The 16,344-nt window shown below is 71.6% G+C and carries 19 protein-coding genes; 10 read left to right on the top strand and 9 right to left on the bottom strand.

Translation table 11 applies throughout. The features are described from left to right. The 4 genes from ACFQ2V_RS05790 to ACFQ2V_RS05805 are packed head-to-tail and all read left to right on the top strand — an operon-like array spanning position 1 to position 3,524. Positions 1–1,044, top strand: coding sequence for a Bug family tripartite tricarboxylate transporter substrate binding protein (locus ACFQ2V_RS05790; protein WP_386051585.1), 1,044 nt, complete (start codon positions 1–3; stop codon positions 1,042–1,044). A gap of 1 nt (position 1,045) precedes the next feature. Further along, complete coding sequence (locus ACFQ2V_RS05795) at positions 1,046–1,591, top strand: tripartite tricarboxylate transporter TctB family protein (RefSeq protein ID WP_386051587.1); 546 nt, start codon at positions 1,046–1,048, stop codon at positions 1,589–1,591. Then, on the top strand, positions 1,591–3,135 hold the full coding sequence (locus ACFQ2V_RS05800) for a tripartite tricarboxylate transporter permease (protein ID WP_386051589.1): 1,545 nt from the start codon (positions 1,591–1,593) through the stop codon (positions 3,133–3,135). The genes ACFQ2V_RS05795 and ACFQ2V_RS05800 overlap by 1 nt, the downstream gene beginning before the upstream one ends. Continuing rightward, positions 3,132–3,524 carry a universal stress protein gene (locus ACFQ2V_RS05805; RefSeq protein WP_386051590.1) on the top strand — a complete coding sequence of 131 codons (393 nt, stop codon included), beginning with the start codon at positions 3,132–3,134 and terminating at the stop codon, positions 3,522–3,524. The genes ACFQ2V_RS05800 and ACFQ2V_RS05805 overlap by 4 nt, the downstream gene beginning before the upstream one ends. A 215-nt stretch (positions 3,525–3,739) precedes the next feature. Here ACFQ2V_RS05805 and ACFQ2V_RS05810 read toward each other — a convergent pair whose 3' ends face one another. From ACFQ2V_RS05810 to nth, 4 genes are all read right to left on the bottom strand, one after another. Next, positions 3,740–4,723 (bottom strand): magnesium transporter CorA family protein, encoded by a 984-nt coding sequence (locus tag ACFQ2V_RS05810; protein WP_386051592.1) that lies wholly within the window; start codon positions 4,721–4,723, stop codon positions 3,740–3,742. A gap of 66 nt (positions 4,724–4,789) precedes the next feature. Then, positions 4,790–5,992 carry a MarP family serine protease gene (locus ACFQ2V_RS05815; RefSeq protein ID WP_386051595.1) on the bottom strand — a complete coding sequence of 401 codons (1,203 nt, stop codon included), beginning with the start codon at positions 5,990–5,992 and terminating at the stop codon, positions 4,790–4,792. Next, on the bottom strand, positions 5,992–6,777 hold the full coding sequence (locus ACFQ2V_RS05820; RefSeq protein ID WP_386051597.1) for an NUDIX hydrolase: 786 nt from the start codon (positions 6,775–6,777) through the stop codon (positions 5,992–5,994). Before ACFQ2V_RS05820 ends, ACFQ2V_RS05815 begins: the two co-directional genes overlap by 1 nt. Next, complete coding sequence (gene nth / locus ACFQ2V_RS05825; protein WP_386051628.1) at positions 6,774–7,433, bottom strand: endonuclease III; 660 nt, start codon at positions 7,431–7,433, stop codon at positions 6,774–6,776. Before nth ends, ACFQ2V_RS05820 begins: the two co-directional genes overlap by 4 nt. Positions 7,434–7,679: 246 nt before the next feature. Here nth and gntA point away from each other — a divergent pair, with 246 nt between their 5' ends. The 3 genes from gntA to ACFQ2V_RS05840 all read left to right on the top strand — a co-directional run bounded on the left by gntA (position 7,680) and on the right by ACFQ2V_RS05840 (position 9,927). Next, positions 7,680–8,477 (top strand): guanitoxin biosynthesis heme-dependent pre-guanitoxin N-hydroxylase GntA, encoded by a 798-nt coding sequence (gene gntA, locus ACFQ2V_RS05830; RefSeq protein WP_386051599.1) that lies wholly within the window; start codon positions 7,680–7,682, stop codon positions 8,475–8,477. Further along, positions 8,474–9,172, top strand: a complete 699-nt coding sequence (locus ACFQ2V_RS05835; protein WP_386051601.1) for a DUF1989 domain-containing protein — start codon at positions 8,474–8,476, stop codon at positions 9,170–9,172. Before gntA ends, ACFQ2V_RS05835 begins: the two co-directional genes overlap by 4 nt. A 77-nt stretch (positions 9,173–9,249) precedes the next feature. Then, positions 9,250–9,927, top strand: coding sequence for a Crp/Fnr family transcriptional regulator (locus ACFQ2V_RS05840; protein ID WP_386051603.1), 678 nt, complete (start codon positions 9,250–9,252; stop codon positions 9,925–9,927). Between the two features lie 55 nt (positions 9,928–9,982). Here ACFQ2V_RS05840 and ACFQ2V_RS05845 read toward each other — a convergent pair whose 3' ends face one another. Genes ACFQ2V_RS05845 through ACFQ2V_RS05865 form a run of 5 tightly spaced genes read right to left on the bottom strand, consistent with a single transcriptional unit; the run spans position 9,983 to position 12,953 of the window. After that, on the bottom strand, positions 9,983–10,621 hold the full coding sequence (locus ACFQ2V_RS05845) for a nucleoside/nucleotide kinase family protein (RefSeq protein ID WP_386051604.1): 639 nt from the start codon (positions 10,619–10,621) through the stop codon (positions 9,983–9,985). 11 nt (positions 10,622–10,632) lie between these two features. Then, on the bottom strand, positions 10,633–11,430 hold the full coding sequence (locus ACFQ2V_RS05850) for an MBL fold metallo-hydrolase (RefSeq protein WP_386051606.1): 798 nt from the start codon (positions 11,428–11,430) through the stop codon (positions 10,633–10,635). Positions 11,431–11,470: 40 nt separating this feature from the next. Next, a complete protein-coding gene (locus tag ACFQ2V_RS05855; RefSeq protein WP_386051607.1) occupies positions 11,471–12,307 on the bottom strand; it encodes an NUDIX hydrolase in 837 nt (278 codons plus the stop codon). 14 nt (positions 12,308–12,321) lie between these two features. Continuing rightward, positions 12,322–12,786 (bottom strand): RidA family protein, encoded by a 465-nt coding sequence (locus ACFQ2V_RS05860; protein WP_386051609.1) that lies wholly within the window; start codon positions 12,784–12,786, stop codon positions 12,322–12,324. A gap of 11 nt (positions 12,787–12,797) precedes the next feature. Then, positions 12,798–12,953, bottom strand: a complete 156-nt coding sequence (locus ACFQ2V_RS05865; RefSeq protein ID WP_142179199.1) for a DUF4177 domain-containing protein — start codon at positions 12,951–12,953, stop codon at positions 12,798–12,800. Between the two features lie 88 nt (positions 12,954–13,041). On the opposite strand from ACFQ2V_RS05865, the gene ACFQ2V_RS05870 reads away from it, so the two are divergent. The 3 genes from ACFQ2V_RS05870 (at position 13,042) to ACFQ2V_RS05880 (ending at position 16,167) form a co-directional block, all read left to right on the top strand. After that, complete coding sequence (locus ACFQ2V_RS05870; RefSeq protein ID WP_386051610.1) at positions 13,042–13,812, top strand: alpha/beta hydrolase; 771 nt, start codon at positions 13,042–13,044, stop codon at positions 13,810–13,812. 112 nt (positions 13,813–13,924) lie between these two features. Further along, the gene (locus tag ACFQ2V_RS05875) at positions 13,925–14,995 is read left to right on the top strand and encodes an ArsA-related P-loop ATPase (protein WP_386051612.1); all 1,071 of its coding nucleotides are present in this window, start codon (positions 13,925–13,927) and stop codon (positions 14,993–14,995) included. Beyond that, positions 14,992–16,167 (top strand): ArsA family ATPase, encoded by a 1,176-nt coding sequence (locus ACFQ2V_RS05880; protein WP_386051613.1) that lies wholly within the window; start codon positions 14,992–14,994, stop codon positions 16,165–16,167. The genes ACFQ2V_RS05875 and ACFQ2V_RS05880 overlap by 4 nt, the downstream gene beginning before the upstream one ends. Positions 16,168–16,344: the final 177 nt, after the last annotated feature.

The raw sequence follows: 16,344 nt of genomic DNA on the forward strand, positions 1-16,344 counted from the left end.
ATGAGCACTCGCAGCACCTCCTCCGGCGGCCACGCCCGCCCCGTCCGCGTCAGCGCCGTCCTCGCGATCGCCGCAGCCGGCGCACTCGCCCTCTCGGCCTGCGGAGCCACCGCCAAGAAGGACACCGCGTCCACCGGCGCCGCCGCCGGCCCGGCCTCGAGCCTGCAGGTCATGGTTCCCAACAGCCCGGGTGGCGGCTACGACACGACCGCCCGCACCGTCGCCCAGGTGCTCGAGAACCAGAAGATCACCAACTCGATCCAGGTCTTCAACCTGCCGGGCGCCGGCGGCACCGTCGGCCTCCAGCGCGTCGTCAACGAGAAGGGCAACGGCAAGCTCGCCATGCAGATGGGCCTCGGCGTCGTCGGCGCGGCCTACACGCAGAAGTCGAAGGCCACGCTGAACGACACCACCCCGATCGCCAAGCTGATCGAGGAAGCCGGCGCCATCGTGGTGCCCAAGGACTCGCCGTACAAGGACGTCAAGAGCCTCGTCGAGGCCTGGAAGAAGGACCCGTCGAAGGTCAACGTCGGCGGCGGCTCCAGCCCGGGCGGCCCCGACCACCTGCTGCCCATGCAGCTCGCCAAGGCCGTCGGCATCGACCCGACCAAGGTCTCCTACATCTCCTACGACGGCGGCGGCGAGCTCCTCCCCGCGGTCCTCGGCAACAAGATCGCCTTCGGCGCCAGCGGTTTCGGCGAGTTCCTCGAGCAGGTCAAGTCCGGCTCCATCCGGGTCCTGGCCGTCACGAGCGACAAGCGCGTCGACGCCCTGCCCGACGTGCCGACGATGAAGGAGTCGGGCATCGACTTCACCTTCACCAACTGGCGCGGCATCGTCGCACCGCCGGAGATCTCTGCGGGCGACAAGCAGGTCTGGATCGACGCCCTCACGAAGATGCACGGCACCGACGCCTGGAAGGCCGAGCTCGAGAAGCGCGGCTGGACCGACGCCTTCGAGACCGGTGACCAGTTCGGCCGCTTCCTCAAGGAGCAGGACACGGCCGTCGCCGACATCCTCAAGGGCCTGGGACTGACGAGCTGACATGTCCGACGTGACTCCTGACCGCACCGACGCCCCGACCGCGGCCCAGGACGTCGAGACACAGGGCGGGGACCGCGCACAGTACGGAATGTGCGCGGCCCTCGCCGGCCTCGGCATCCTGCTGCTCGTCAACGCCGCCTCGCTCGCCCCCGTGGCAAGCACCAACGACTCGCTCGGCCCGAAGGTCATCCCGACCGTCCTCGGGATCCTCCTGCTCATCGTCTCCGCGCTCTACGCCATCGACATCCACCGCGGTGGCGTGGGCGCGGCCGACGAAGGTGAGGACATCGACCTCACCGCGCGCGCCGACTGGAAGACGGTCGGGCTGCTCGTCGTCGTCTTCGGCGTCAGCGCCGCCCTGATGGAGACGCTCGGCTGGGTCATCGCCGGCACGCTGCTCTTCGCGGGCTGTGCCTTCGCGCTCGGCAACCGACACCACATCCGTGGGTTCCTCGTCGGCCTCGCGATCTCTCTCGCCACCTTCTACGCGTTCGCCATCGGGCTCGGGGTCAACCTGCCCGCCGGCATCCTCCAAGGGATTCTCTGATGGAAAACCTCAACCACCTCATCGAGGGGTTCGGCGCCGTCATGACGCCGCTGAACCTGCTCTTCGCGTTCATCGGCGTCGTGGTCGGCACCGCCGTCGGCGTGCTGCCCGGCATCGGCCCGGCCATGACCGTCGCACTGCTGCTCCCGATCACCTTCACGCTCGACACGACGCAGGCACTCATCATGTTCGCCGGCATCTTCTACGGCGGCATGTACGGCGGGTCGACCACCTCCATCCTGCTCAACACCCCTGGCGAGTCGTCCTCTGTCGTCACCGCCCTCGAGGGCAACAAGATGGCCAAGGCCGGCCGGGCCGCCCAGGCGCTCGCCACCGCAGCCATCGGCTCGTTCGTGGCCGGCACCATCGCCACCGTGCTGCTCGTGCTCGTCATGCCGCAGGTGGTCTCGTTCGCGATCGAGCTCGGATCACCGGAGTACTTCGCCATCATCCTGCTGGCGTTCGTCGGAGCCAGCATGGTGCTCGGCTCGTCGCGGCTGCGTGGCTTCGCGGCGCTGCTCATCGGCTTGTCCATCGGGATCATCGGCATCGACAAGGTCACCGGCCAGCAGCGGATGACCTTCGACATCCCCCAGCTCGCCGACGGCATCGACATCGTCGTCGTCGCGGTCGGGCTCTTCGCCGTGGGCGAGGCCCTGTGGGTCGCGGCACACCTGCGGCGCAAGGCCGCCGGCGTCATCCCGGTGGGCCAGCCCTGGATGGGCCGCCAGGACTGGAAGCGTTCGTGGAAGCCGTGGCTCCGCGGCACCGCGCTGGGCTTCCCGTTCGGCGCGATCCCCGCCGGCGGCGCCGAGGTGCCGACGTTCCTGTCGTACGTCACCGAGCGCAAGCTGACCAAGCACCCCGAGGAGTTCGGTCATGGCGCCATCGAGGGCGTCGCGGGCCCGGAGGCTGCCAACAACGCATCGGCCGCCGGCACCCTGGTGCCGCTCCTCGCGATCGGTCTGCCGACCAACGCGACCGCCGCGATCATCCTCACGTTCCTGCAGGGTCGCGGCCTCGAGCCCGGTCCGCTGCTCATCGAGAAGCAGCCCGCGCTCGTGTGGACGCTGGTGGCGAGCCTCTTCGTCGGCAACACGCTCCTGCTGGCGCTCAACCTGCCGCTCGCGCCCCTGTGGGCCAAGCTGCTCCAGATCCCGCGCCCCTACCTGTATGCCGGCATCCTCTTCTTCGCGACGATGGGTGCGTGGGCGGTCAACGGCCAGGCGTTCGACCTCTACCTGCTGCTCGCCATCGGCCTGGTCGGGTTCGCGATCCGTCGCTTCGGCTTCCCCGTCCTGCCGCTCATCATCGGCGTCATCCTGGCCCCGATCGCCGAGCTGCACCTGCGCCGCTCGCTGCAGCTCTCGCACGGTGAGATCAGTGGTCTGGTCGGCGGCCCGGTCGCCTGGGTCTGCTACGGGATCATCGTGCTGACGATCCTGTGGCCGTTCATCGCCAAGCTCATCCGCGCCGTTCGCGGCGACAAGGGCGGCCCGGGCGCGGGCCTGCTCGCCGAGGTCCAGCAGGAGGCACGCGCATGACCATCCTCGTCGGCTACATCCCGACGGCCCAGGGCGAGGCCGCCCTGGCCGCAGCCACCACCGAGGCCCGCGCCCACGGCGAACGCGTGCTCGTCGTCAACATGTCCCGCGACGACAAGCTCGTCGACGCCCACCGCGCGGAGGGCACGGACCTCGACCGCCTCGACGCCGACCTGGCCGAGTCGGGCGTCGAGCACGAGGTGCGCCGGGTCGAGCACGGCACCGACCCGGCCGATGCGATCCTGCAGATCATCGACGCCGAGTCACCTCGCATGCTCGTCATCGGCATCCGGCACCGCTCGCCCGTCGGCAAGCTGCTGCTCGGCTCCACGGCGCAGCGCCTGCTGCTCGACTCGTCGTGTCCGGTGCTCGCGGTCAAGGCCGGCTGACAGCAGCCGCCCCGACGGCCGCCCCAGGCACTCCGAGTGGCCGATGCCTTTCGCGGGCATCGGCCACTCGGCGTCTCCGGCCCGGGGAGAGCCGGCAGCTCGAGCAGGGCCGGGTCGGTACGCAGGCCGGGTGCAGTGGCGTCCGCGGACAGAGGCTCTCCGGTCGTCACCCAGGGAGCGGCCACCGTTGCCACGGCCCTCTCGTCGGGTGGGGGTCACCACCAGCCCTGGCGGTGGGCCCAGCGGAGCAGGCCGAGGCTGATCACGAGCATCACGCCGAGCACGGCGATCAGCTGCGGCACGTGTGTCTCGTCGTTGACGATGAGGTTCATCCCGTAGACCGACGCGATGGCGGTGATGGGAAGCGTGATCGCCGCGATCACCGCGAGCCGCTCCATCGCGACGGTCATCTTCGTCGTGACGCGCGTCTGGTAGAGGTCGATGACGCCGACGAGGAACTGCATCTCGCCGTCGGCGAGGTTGCGCACCCGCTCGAACTGCTCGGCGAGGTCGCGCGCGTGGCGCTTCGCCTCGTCGGGCACGAACCGCTCGAGGGAGTGGATGCGGGCCTGGATGTCGTACGCCTGGCCGGCCATGGTGCGTGAGGTCATGAGCTCGTGCCGGATGAGGAAGAGCTGCTCGAGCAGGTCCTCGGGCCGGCGGAAGTCGGCCGCCATGACCTGCTCCTCCAGCGGAGGCAGCCGCGTCGCCACCTGGCGCACGGCAGCACTCAGGCGGCGGGCGATCGCGGAGCCGATGGCGTACGCGAGGTCGTGCGGGGACCCGGGCCGCAGCCGACCGGCCTCCACCCTCGCCCTCACCCCATGCGTCTCCTGGCTCGCGGCCTCGGCCGACACGACCGGGTTGCGCGGTCCGTGCACCGTGACGAGGCAGCGCTCCCCGACGACCATGTCGAGCTCGAGCACGTGGACGTGCCCGCCCTCCCCCGTCAGCGCGGTGTGGAGGATGACGAAGAGCTGGTGCTCGTACGCGTGCACCGTGGGCACGAAGTTGCGCTCGGCACAGGCCTGCCGGACGAGCGGGTGCGCCCGGATCGGCCCGGCGAGCACGGCCTCCGCCTCGGCGTCCCAGTCGGGCACGTCGACCCAGGCGAACCCATCGCCACGCGTGAGCAGGCCCTCCAGCTCGGCTACCGAGTGGTCGGTGATCCCGTCAGCAGTGACGAACGACACCTGCATGCCACCACTCTGGCACCAGACACGTGGCTGGGTCACCGAGAGTCAGGGAACCCGTGGCCCGCTGCGTCACCCGGCGACGCAGGCGCCGGTGTCGACCTCGGCCTCGGAGGCCGCCGACGCGGCGAGGACCGGCTTCGCCTCGTTGAGGGTCAGCGCATAGCCCGTCGTGTCGTCCTCGAGCGACTTCGCGAAGATGACGCCGACGACGCGGCCCTGGGGGTCGAGGAGCGGGCCGCCCGAGTTGCCGGGCTGCACCGTGGTGGCGAGCGAGTAGATCTCGCGGACGACGCGTTCGCGGCCGTAGATGTCGAGTCCGCGGGCGTCGAGCTGGGCGCGCACCCGGGCCGAGACGACGCGGTAGGGGCCGTCGAGCGGGAACCCGGGAACGGCCGCCGAGTCGCCGCGGGTCACCTCGGCGCCGAGCGGGAGCGCCGGTAGCGCGAGACCCGGGACGCTGAGCACCGCGAGGTCGCGCCTCGGGTCGAAGACGACGACGCGGGCTCGCAGCGTCTGGTCCCCGCCCTCTATGCGCACCTGGTCGGCGCCGGCGACGACGTGGGCGTTCGTGACGATGCGGCCCGGGGAGAGCACCCAGCCCGTGCCCTCCTGCCCGCGCTGGCACGACTGAGACTGCGTGGTCACCTTGACGACCGACCGGCCGGCCGCGCGGATCGCCTGCGACTGCGCGACCGCGGGGTCCGGCTCCTGCACCGGCGTGATCGGCTCGGGTGCGAGGCCGCCGAAGACCTGGGGGAAACCCTGGCTCGACAGGAAACCGCGGAAGCTCGCGAAGACGTCGCCGGTCTGCTCGGGCACGACCGAGTTGACGACGCGCATGACTCGCGACTCGGCCATCGCCTTCGAGAGCGCGGGGTTGCCCGCCGTGCGCAGCGCGCCCCCGATGAACCAGACGATGAGGCTCGCGGCGAGCATGACGACGACGGCGCCGAGCACCGAGTCGAGGCGTCGCAGCGACGTCTGCCCCACCTTTCTGCGGACCTGCGCCCCGAGCAGGCTGCCGAGGTACTGGCCGAGCCAGCCGAACGCGACGACGCCGACGATGAGGGCGACGACTCGTGACCGGTCGTTGTCGGCCACGGCCTCCCAGCGCGCCAGGAGCCCGGGCAGCTGCCAGACCGCGAGCATCGCGAAGGCGAAGAAGCCGACCAGCGAGGCCGCGCTCTGGATCAGGCCCTGGCGGTAGCCGGAGAAGGCGTACGCGAGGAGCAGCAGCCCCAGGGCGACGTCGAGCACCGTGCCACCGGTCATCAGCGCCTCCCTCCCAGAAAGCGCTCGGGCAGCGGTCGCTGGACCTCGGCGTCCCAGGGCCTGGAGAGGCCACCCAGCTCGAGCACGCTGCTGACGAGCCCGGCCGTGAAGCCCCAGAGGAACAGGTCGTCGAGGTCGAAGCCGGGGCCGACGTAGCCCGAGGGGTGCGTCACCGAGAAGCGGGTCGCCGGCTCGACGAGGTGCGACACCGGCACCGAGAGCACGTCGTGCACCTCGGCCGGGTCGCGCACCCCGATGGGTGAGGGCCGGGCCCACCACGCGAGCACCGGCGTGACGACGAACTGCGCCGGTGCGAGGAAGATCGGGGGCAGCTGCACGACGACGTCGACGCCGGCAGGGTCGACGCCCGTCTCCTCCTGAGCCTCGCGGAGGGCCGTGGCGACGAGGTCGGGGTCCTCGGGGTCGCGCGAACCACCGGGAAAGGCGATCTGCGCCGGCTGGGTGCGCATCGTGTGCGAGCGCTCGATGAGCACGACGTGCTCCCCGGGCTCCACAGGCTCGACGGCGCCGTCGGCATCGGCGCCGTCCCCGGAGCCGTCGGCGCCCGCGGGCGGCGGCCCGAAGAGGATGAGCACGGCCGACTCGCGAGCGCTCTCGTCAGGCGGCGCGAACCGCGCGAACCACTCCGGCTGGAAGCTCTCGAGCCGCTGCACTGCGCGGTCCATCCAGGCCGGCCGCGGCAGCGGGCCCCGCCCCGGCGTGGGGGCAGGGTCGATGGAACCCGAGCTGCCGGCATACGCAATGCCGCTGACCACCTTCGTCACTTCGGCGCCAGCTCGTACTTCAGAAGCTTCGCCGCCTTCTCGGGGTCGGTCTCGCCGATGCCGTAGCTGGGGCACCAGCGTGCGACCGGGCACGCACCGCACGCGGGCCTCTTCGCGTGGCACGTGCGGCGGCCGTGGAAGATGACGACGTGGCTGAGCATCGTCCAGTCCTTGCGCATGAACAGCCGACCGATCTCGTGCTCGACCTTGACCGGGTCGTCCTCGGTGGTCCAGCCGAAGCGGCGCACCAGACGGCCGAAGTGCGTGTCGACGGTGATGCCCGGGATGTCGAAGGCGTTGCCCAGGACGACGTTCGCCGTCTTGCGCCCGACCCCGGGGAGCGTCACGAGGTCCTTGAGGCGCGGCGGCACCTCGCCGTCGAAGTTCTCGACGAGGGCGATGCCGAGCTTGATGAGGGCGTCCGCCTTGTTCCGGTAGAAGCCGGTCGGCTGGATGATCGTCTCGAGCTCGGTGCGGTCGGCGCCCGCGTAGTCTGCCGCCGACCGGTACTTCGCGAAGACGATCGGTGTCACCTTGTTGACCCCGACGTCGGTCGTCTGGGCCGACAGGATCGTCGCCACGAGCAGCTCGAGCGGGTTGGTGAAGTCGAGCTCGCAGTGCGCGTACGGGTAGCGCTCGTGGAGCGACCGGTACATCTTGCGGGCGCGACGCGTCCGCGAGATCGAGGTCTCGTCGTCGGTCACGATGGCGCGGGGGGACACGGACGACACTGTATGCCGCCGCGCTGGGTCCCGCCGGGTTCGCCCGGCCGGCATCGGCACCGGCCCCCGGCAGCGCGCCGCCCCGACGCCGAGGGCGTCTGTGCCCGTTGGCTCCTCGCGCCTCCGCGTGCAGCAAGACGGTGCAGATGGGTACGAACTGCCTGCACTGAGGAGGCAGACATGCAGACGCAGACACACGACGGGGAGCCGGCGGCTGTTCTGGAGGGACGGCCGGACGCGTCACACGACGACGGCAGCCTCGAGTCGACGCTCGACGTGCTCCATGCCATGGACCTGGAGCCCGCTCCCGAGGCTGACGTCGTCCGGGCCCTGGAGCTCATGGTCACGCACGCCGAGTTCCCGTGCCTCGGCGCGAAGTCGGTCTTCCGCCGGGGAGGAGCCACGCACGCCGTGCTCGACGACATGGACGCCCCCGACACCCCGCGGGTGCTGCTCGAGCGGCTACAGGCGTTCGCCGACGACATCGACGGCCGCGACGGCTTCCACTCGTTCATCGCCACCTTCCGCCGGCCGTGTCACGACGACGAGGCCGCTTTCGAGTCCTCGCTCTTCGAGCTGCTCCAACGGCTCCACGACACCGACGCAGAACTCTGGGCGCGCGGGGTCGAGGCCGACCCCAACGACCCGCACTTCGCCTTCAGTGCCGGCGGCACCGCGTACTTCATCGTCGGCCTGCACCCTGCGGCGTCCCGGGTCGCGCGACGGGCGCCCCTGGCCACCCTGGTCTTCAACCCGCACGACCAGTTCGAGCAGCTGCGGGAAGAGGGCCGGTTCGACGGCATGCGCACCACGATCCGTCGCCGTGACGAGAACCTGCAGGGCTCGCTCAACCCGATGGTCTCCGACCACGGACAGAGCAGCGAGGCGCTCCAGTACTCCGGCCGGCAGCACGCACCGGGCTGGGAGCCCCCGCTCGAGGTCCAGCCCGTCACCCCCGACGACAAGGAGCGCCGATGACCATCGCCGAGAACGCACCCACGACGCCACCTCGTGAACCACTCGCCGGCTCCCGGCACTTCGGTCCGGGGGGCCCGGTTTTCGCACCCACGTCCGGTGGGGCCGTAGAGCTGACCCGCCTGGCCCCCCAGACCGGCGCGGCCTTCGTGCTGCGCGCCGGTCAGCGCCTCGTCGTCGTCGACCCTGTCGGCGAGCAGGTGAGCGACTTCTTCGCGGTGATGGCCGACGACCACGACGAGTGGCTCAGCTCCGGGCGCACCATCGACTACGCCGGCTCGACGCTCGTGACCACGGGCTCGGTGCTCTACAGCAACCGCAGCACCCCCATGGCCACGGTCGTGGAGGACACGTGTGGGCGCCACGACCTGCTGCTCACGCCGTGCAGCCAGCAGACCTTCGACCTGCTCTATCCCGAGCTCGAGGGCGCGTACCACCCGAGCTGCTTCGAGAACCTCGCGACGAACCTGGGCCGCTTCGGGGTCGGACCGGACCGGATCGGTACGACGCTCAACATCTTCATGAACGTGTGGGCCGAGCGCAACGGCGAGCTGCACATCGACCCGCCCACGTCGCGGGCCGGCGACCGGTTCGTGCTGCGCGCCGAGGCCGACCTCGTCGTCGGGCTCACCGCGTGCTCCGCCGAGAAGTCCAACAACGGCGTCTGCAAGCCCATCGACTACCGCATCGAGGGGTGACCGACGGCCCGTCCGACGTGACGGGGCTCGCGGTCGGTGGCGGCGCGACGGCTCGGCCGTCATGGCACACTGACCCCGTGGATCTCGACGTGGTGAGGCGCGCCCCCCTGTTCAAGGCTCTCGACGACGAGGCGGCCTCGGCGCTGCTGTCGGAGATGAGCCGCTCGCACATGGAGCGCGGCGACGTGCTGTTCCACGAGGGCGACCGCGGCGACACGCTGTACGTCATCGCCGAGGGCAAGATCAAGCTCGGCCGCACGAGCCCCGACGGCCGCGAGAACCTCGTCGCCATCCTCGGCCCGGGCGAGATGTTCGGCGAGCTCAGCCTCTTCGACCCGGGCCCGCGCACGATGACCGCGACGGCCGTCGCCGAGACCCAGCTGCTCGGGCTCGGCAACGACTCGCTCACCGGTCTGCTCACCGGGCGCCCGGGCGTGTCCAAGTCCCTGCTCGCAGCCCTGGCCCAGCGCCTGCGCCGCACGAACGCCCATCTCGCCGACCTCGTCTTCACCGACGTGCCCGGGCGCGTCGCCAAGGCGCTTCTCGACCTGTCCGAGCGCTTCGGGCGTCCGGTCGAGGGCGGCATCATGGTCTCCCACGACCTCACCCAGGAGGAGCTCGCCCAGCTCGTCGGCGCATCGCGCGAGACGGTCAACAAGGCGCTCGCCGACTTCGCCACACGCGGCTGGCTGCGCCTCGAGGCGCGAGCCGTCCTGCTCCAGGACGTCGAGCGCCTCAAGCGCCGCGCCCGCTGACACGCTCAGCCAGCCGCTGGGCGTGGCGCACCGGCGAACTCCGTCGCCCACCGGCTCAGCTGGCGAACGACCAGCCCTCGGGTCCGTTGACGACGACCCGGTCGGCGCGGTCCGCGGCCGCGGAGACGCGCAGGGCGTTGACCTCGTCGGTCTGCTCCACCCATGCGGCCGCGGCGTCCGGCGACTTGCCGAAGGTCACGTGCCGCTCGACGAGCCGGGAGCGCCTCAGGTCGTCGTCGCCCGTCACGTACCAGACCTCGGTCATCGCGGCCCGCGCGGCCTGCCACCGCGGCTCGGGCAGCAGCAGGTAGTTGCCCTCCGTGACGACGAGACGGGCGCTCGGGGGAACCACCATCGCCGCGGCGATCGGCTGCTCGAGGGTGCGCTCGAAGCCCGGCGCGTAGACCCACGAGTCCGGCTCGTCGACGAGGCGGCGCAGCAGGTGCGCGTACCCTGCGGCATCGAACGTGTCGGGAGCGCCTTTGCGGGACAGTGCATTCAGTCGCTCGAGCTGCACGTCGGCCAGGTGGTAGCCGTCCATGGGGACGTGTGCCACCCAGTCGTCGCCGCGGGCAGCTGCAACGCCGGCCACGACGGCGTCGGCCAGCGTCGACTTGCCCGCGCCGGGCACCCCGGCGATGCCGAGCACGACCCGGCGACGCTCGCCTACGAGGTCGAGGGCGGTGCCCACCACCTCCGCGAGACTCACCCGTGCTCGCGGAGGTACTCGAGCTGTGCCTGCACCGACAGCTCGGCCGCCGGCCACACGCTTCGCGGCACGTCGGCATAGACCGTCTCGACGACCTCGTATGCCGTCTGCGCACCTCGGGCGACCGCGTCTCGCACCTGGTCCAGTCGCTCCGCCCGGTGCTGGAGGTAGAAGGTCACCGTCGCCGCAGCGTCGGGGACGAACGGGCCGTGCCCCGGCAGCAGGCTCGTCACGGTGCCGGCCCGGGTGAGGGACTCGATGCGTTCGAGCGACGCCAGGTAGGCCTCGAGGCTGCCGTCGGGCCACGCGACGACGGTGGTGCCGCGTCCGAGGACCGTGTCGCCCGTGAGCAGCGAGTTGTCGGCGGGCAGCACGAAGGAGAAGGAGTCGCTCGTGTGACCGGGCGTCTCGACAGCGAGGATCTCGAGGCCACCCACCCGGATGGTCTCGCCTGCCCAGAGGTCGTCGTGGCCGCGGCCGAAGGCACGCACGGGCGCACCGGTCAGCTCGTGGAAGCGGTCGGCGCTCTCGGCGTGGTCGTCGTGCCCGTGGGTGAGCAGGGTCAGCGCTACCCGTCGCCCCGACGACGCCACCCGCTCGAGCACGTGCTGGAGGTGCCCCTCGTCGAGCGGCCCCGGGTCGACGACGACGACCTCGTCGGAGCCGGGCTCGGCGAGCAGCCAGGTGTTCGTGCCGTCGAGGGTCATCGGCGACGGGTTGGGGCAGAGCACGCACTCGGCCCGCTCGCTCGTGACGCCGCCGGTCCAGCTCGGGTCGGCTGCGGCGCCGTTCACGACCGCACCTCCCGGCCCCGGGCCGCCGACGCCCCCGCAGTCATCGCTCGACGATCTCCATCGCCGCGCCGGACGGGCCGGTGACGACCTCGGGCATGACGAGGGGTAGCGACTCGCTGTGCACGACGAAGTCGGCGGCAGAGGGCGCCTCGCGGATCTGCTCCACCCAGATGACGGTGGGCGGCAGCATGACCGCGGAGCCTGCCGCATACTCGCCGAGCAGCTGCTCGGGGACGACCCAGCCGGCCTGGTCGGCCTCGGTGGTCTCGCCGTCGGCCACCTGGAAGGGCGGCATCAACGCGGCGAAGAACCACGTGTCGTAGCGCTTCGGCTCGAAGACCGGGGTGACCCAGTGGGCCTTGGCCACGATGAGGTCCGAGCGGAGCACGAGCCCCCTGTCGCGCAGCACGTCGGCGAGCGCCGACCGGCGGTCGACGAGCCGGCGACGGACCTCCAGCCACTCCGGGTCGTCGACGCTCGCGAGCGGGCCGCTGGCGGAGGGCCCGGCGAGGAGCACACCGCACTCCTCGAAGACCTCGCGGATCGCGGCGGCGACATACATCTGCGCCTCTGCGGGTGAGCAGCCGAGACGCTCGGCCCACTCCGAGGGCGACGGCCCGGCCCAGGGCAGGCCGACCTCGCCGTCACGGTCGTCGACACTGCCGCCGGGGAAGACCATCGTGCTGGGCGCGAACTCCATCTCGGGGACGCGCCGCAGCATGAAGACCTCTGGTCCGGAGTCGCCGTCGCGCACGAGCATGACGGTGCTCGCGCGGCGTGGTTCGGCCTCGTCCCAGCGCTCGCCCGCGAGCCAACGGGTGGCCGCGTCGGAGATGCCGGGGGTCGTCGTCAGCGGGAACTGCCGTCCCGCGGTCATCGAGCCACCGACACTCATCGGGCGACGGAGACGATGACCTCGACCTCGACGGGTGCGTCCAGGGGGAGCGCACTGACACCGACGGCCGAACGGGCATGGACTCCCTTGTCACCGAACGCCTTCACGAGCAGCTCGCTCGCGCCGTTGATGACCCCGGGCTGGCCGGTGAAGCCCGGGTCGGAGGCGACGAAACCGACGACCTTGACGACACGGCTCACCGTGTCGAGGTCGCCGACCTCGCTCTTGATCGCCGCGATCGCGTTGAGGGCGCACGTCTCGGCGAGGGTCTTCGCGGTCTCGGCGTCGACCTCGGCGCCGACCTTGCCGGTCGCGGCGAGGGAACCGTCGACCATGGGCAGCTGACCGGAGGTGAACACGAGGTCGCCCTCACGGACGACGGGAACGTAGGCCGCGACGGGCGGGACGACCTCGGGGACCGTGAGGCCGAGCTCGGACAGGCGGTCTTCGACAGCAGACATCAGCAGGCTCCTCAGGACTTCGGGCGCTTAAAGTAGGCGACGAGGCTGGTCCCGTCGGGACCGTTGACGATCTGGACGAGCTCCCAGCCGTCCGCCCCGAAGTTGTCGAGGATCTGCTTGGTGTTGTGGATCAGAAGCGGTGCGGTGAGGTATTCCCACTGGGTCATGGCCATCACCCTACTCAGTGTCACCTCGGTCCTCGCGGCGTGCTCGGGTGGCGCGGACGGCGCCTCGCCGAGCACGATGTCGACCACCATGACGAGCACTCCGACGAGCCCGGCCGGCGCGAACGCCACCCGTACCTACGGCGCCGACCCTGCACAGGTCTACGACGTCTACCCGCCCGCCGCCGGCACCTCCGCGAACGGGACCGTGGTCGTGGTCCACGGCGGGTTCTGGCGAGCCGAGTACGACCGCGAGCACGCGGTTCCCGAGGCGAAGGCCTTCGCTGCAGCCGGCTACCACGTCGCCCTCGTCGAGTACCGACGAGCCGGTATGCCGGGAGGCGGCGTCCCCGGCACCCTCGACGACGTGCGCGACGTCCTCGCGTCGATCTCGTCGCAGCCAGACCTGCCCCAGCCGCTCGTGCTCGTCGGACACTCCGCCGGCGGCCACCTCGTGACCTGGGCCGCGGGGCAGCCGTGGGCCCGCGAGCGCGGCATCACCGGCGTCGTGTCGCTCGCCGGGGTCGTCGACCTCGGCGCGGCAGACCGGCTGCACCTCGGCGACGACGCCGCGCGTGCCTTCGTCGGGTCCGGCCCGGGCACCGCGGCCTGGACGTCGGCCGACCCGATGAGCACCTTGCCACCCGCGGTGCCGGTACGCCTGGTCGACGGCTCCGACGACGACACGGTGCCCCTCGGGGTCGCCGACGCCTACGTGGCGAAGGCGAAGGCTGCCGGCGGCGACGTCACCGAGGACGTCGTGCAGGGCGCGGACCACTTCGCCGTCATCGACCCGTCCGCCCCGGCCTTCGCCCACGTCCTCACGGCGGTGCGCTCGCTGACCGGACGACCGACCCCCTGAGCCCGCCCACGCGTACGTCACCGCTGCCCCCGCCGGAACAGTGACGCAGCCGACGTTCCGCGACGCCACCGAGCACCCAGGTGTCCCCAGCCGGCGCCATAGGGTGGGACCCGTGACCACCGGCCGCACCGACCCAGCCTGGGCGAGCGCGCGGCTCCACGTCGTCACCGGCAAGGGCGGCACCGGCAAGACCACCGTCGCCTCGGCGCTCTCGCTCGCGCTCGCCTCGAGGCCCGGCCACGTGCTGCTCAGCGAGGTCGAGGGGCGCCAGGGCATCAGCCAGACGTTCGACGTGCCCCCGCTGGGCACCGACGAGACGCGCATCGTGCGCCTCCCCGACGGGGGCGAGGTCGTCGGCCTCTCGGTCGAGCCGAAGGCCGCCCTGCTCGAGTACCTGCACCTGTTCTACAAGCTGGGCCGCGCGGGCCGGCTGCTCGAGAAGTTCGGCGCCATCGACTTCGCCACGACCATCGCCCCGGGCGTCCGCGACGTCCTCCTCATCGGCAAGATCTACGAGGCCAACCGGCGTCGCCGCGACGGCCGGCACAAGGGTGACGCCGCCCCCGTCTACGACGCCCTCGTGCTCGACGCCCCGCCGACCGGCCGCATCGGCCGGTTCCTCTCGGTCAACGCGGAGGTCGCCGACCTGGCTCGGGTCGGCCCGATCCACTCCCAGGCCGGTGCGATCACCAGGCTGCTCGAGTCGGACCTCACCGTCGTCCACCTCGTCACGCTGCTCGAGGAGATGCCGGTCCAGGAGACGCTCGAGGCGGTCGACGAGCTGCACGCGAAGGGCCTGCACCCCGGCGCCATCGTCGTGAACATGGTGCGCGACCCGCTGCTCGACGACATGGCCCTCGACCAGGCCCGCGCCGGACGCCTGCACAAGGCCTCGATCCGTGCGCAGCTGGCCGACGCCGGCCTCGAGGCGACCCCGGCGCTCGTCGACGGCCTGCTCGAGGAGGCACGCGACCACGCGCAACGCATCGACCTCGAGCGCGAGCAGCTCGAGATGCTCGAGGCGACGGGCCTGCCGATCGTCCAGCTGCCGGCCCTGCCGGGGGGTGTCGACTCGGGCTCCGTGCGCGAGCTCGCCGACCTGCTCGTGCCCACCTTCCTCCCGCACGTGGACGAGCCGGCGGAGATCGAGGACCTCGAGCATCTCGAGGAGGTCGAGCCATGAGCCCGGGCCCCGTCGCGAAGCAGGCCCCGGCGCTCGACGTCGACGCTCTCCTCGCCGACCCCGAGACCTCGATCATCGTCTGCTGCGGCGCCGGCGGAGTGGGCAAGACGACGACCGCGGCCGCCCTCGGGCTGCGCGCCGCCGAGGCGGGTCGACGGGTGGTCGTGCTCACCATCGACCCGGCCCGCCGGCTCGCCCAGTCGCTCGGCCTCACCGAGCTCGACAACACCCCGCGCCCCGTCACCGACATCGACGACTCCTCGGGTGGCAGCCTCCACGCGATGATGCTCGACATGAAGCGGACCTTCGACGAGGTCGTGCTCGCCCACGCCGATCCCGGCAAGGCGGAGCAGATCCTCGCGAACCCCTTCTACCTCGCCGTGAGCAGCTCGTTCGCCGGCACGCAGGAGTACATGGCGATGGAGAAGCTCGGCCAGCTGAGGGCTGTCGCGGGCACCGAGGACGCACCGTGGGACCTCATCGTCGTCGACACCCCACCGTCACGCTCGGCCCTCGACTTCCTCGACGCGCCGAACCGCCTGGGCAGCTTCCTCGACGGCCGCTTCATCCGGCTGCTCACCGCCCCGGCCAAGGCCGGGGGCAGGGCAGGGCTCAAGGTCTTCGGGGTCGGCGTCCAGCTCGTCACGTCGACGATGACCAAGGTCCTCGGCGGCCAGCTGCTCACCGACGTCCAGACCTTCGTCAACGCCCTGGACACGATGTTCGGCGGCTTCCGCGAGCGGGCCGACGAGACCTACCGGCTGCTGTCGGAGCACGGCACGGCGTTCCTCGTCGTGGCCGCCCCCGAGCGTGACGCGCTGCGCGAGGCGTCCTACTTCGTCGAACGCCTCGAGGCCGACCGGATGCCGCTCGCCGGGCTCGTCGTCAACCGCATGGGCCGCGTCGCGGCAACCGGCATCACACCTTCACGGGCCCTGTCGGTCGCGGAGACCCTCGAGGACGGTGGCGGCCCGAAGTCGGCGACCAATGCGGCCGCCCTGCTCCGGCTCCACGCCGCCCTCGTACGCACGGCGGAGCGACAGCGCGAGCTCGCACAGCGGTTCTCACGGTCACACCCCGGCATACCGGTGGTGCAGGTCCCCGCGCTCGGACGCGACGTCCACGACCTCGACAGCCTGCGCCAGGTCGGGCACGCGTTAGCGGGGTCGTGACACCATCGAGTGGCCACGGCCCCGCTCACGTGTGAAGCTGCGTCGGCCCCGAGCCGCCGGACCCCACATCCGGACGGCGCCGGTAGCTCAGACGGACTTGGCCTGAGCGGCCATGCCCGCGCGGAGCGCCGACTTCCACGAGGTGATGTCCGGCCGCTTGCGCAGCAGGGCCCGACG

The sequence above is a fragment of the Terrabacter terrigena genome, from assembly GCF_042676085.1.
In the GTDB taxonomy this organism is placed as follows: Bacteria; Actinomycetota; Actinomycetes; order Actinomycetales; family Dermatophilaceae; genus Terrabacter; species Terrabacter terrigena.

Coding starts and splice junctions, on each gene's coding strand:
- ACFQ2V_RS05790 (WP_386051585.1), top strand. CDS start 1: ATGAGCACTCGCAGCACCTCCTCCGGCGGCCACGCCCGCCCCGTCCGC.
- ACFQ2V_RS05795 (WP_386051587.1), top strand. CDS start 1,046: ATGTCCGACGTGACTCCTGACCGCACCGACGCCCCGACCGCGGCCCAG.
- ACFQ2V_RS05800 (WP_386051589.1), top strand. CDS start 1,591: ATGGAAAACCTCAACCACCTCATCGAGGGGTTCGGCGCCGTCATGACG.
- ACFQ2V_RS05805 (WP_386051590.1), top strand. CDS start 3,132: ATGACCATCCTCGTCGGCTACATCCCGACGGCCCAGGGCGAGGCCGCC.
- ACFQ2V_RS05810 (WP_386051592.1), bottom strand. CDS start 4,723: ATGCAGGTGTCGTTCGTCACTGCTGACGGGATCACCGACCACTCGGTA.
- ACFQ2V_RS05815 (WP_386051595.1), bottom strand. CDS start 5,992: ATGACCGGTGGCACGGTGCTCGACGTCGCCCTGGGGCTGCTGCTCCTC.
- nth (WP_386051628.1), bottom strand. CDS start 7,433: ATGTACCGGTCGCTCCACGAGCGCTACCCGTACGCGCACTGCGAGCTC.
- gntA (WP_386051599.1), top strand. CDS start 7,680: ATGCAGACGCAGACACACGACGGGGAGCCGGCGGCTGTTCTGGAGGGA.
- ACFQ2V_RS05835 (WP_386051601.1), top strand. CDS start 8,474: ATGACCATCGCCGAGAACGCACCCACGACGCCACCTCGTGAACCACTC.
- ACFQ2V_RS05855 (WP_386051607.1), bottom strand. CDS start 12,307: ATGACCGCGGGACGGCAGTTCCCGCTGACGACGACCCCCGGCATCTCC.
- ACFQ2V_RS05860 (WP_386051609.1), bottom strand. CDS start 12,786: ATGTCTGCTGTCGAAGACCGCCTGTCCGAGCTCGGCCTCACGGTCCCC.
- ACFQ2V_RS05865 (WP_142179199.1), bottom strand. CDS start 12,953: ATGACCCAGTGGGAATACCTCACCGCACCGCTTCTGATCCACAACACC.
- ACFQ2V_RS05870 (WP_386051610.1), top strand. CDS start 13,042: ATGACGAGCACTCCGACGAGCCCGGCCGGCGCGAACGCCACCCGTACC.
- ACFQ2V_RS05880 (WP_386051613.1), top strand. CDS start 14,992: ATGAGCCCGGGCCCCGTCGCGAAGCAGGCCCCGGCGCTCGACGTCGAC.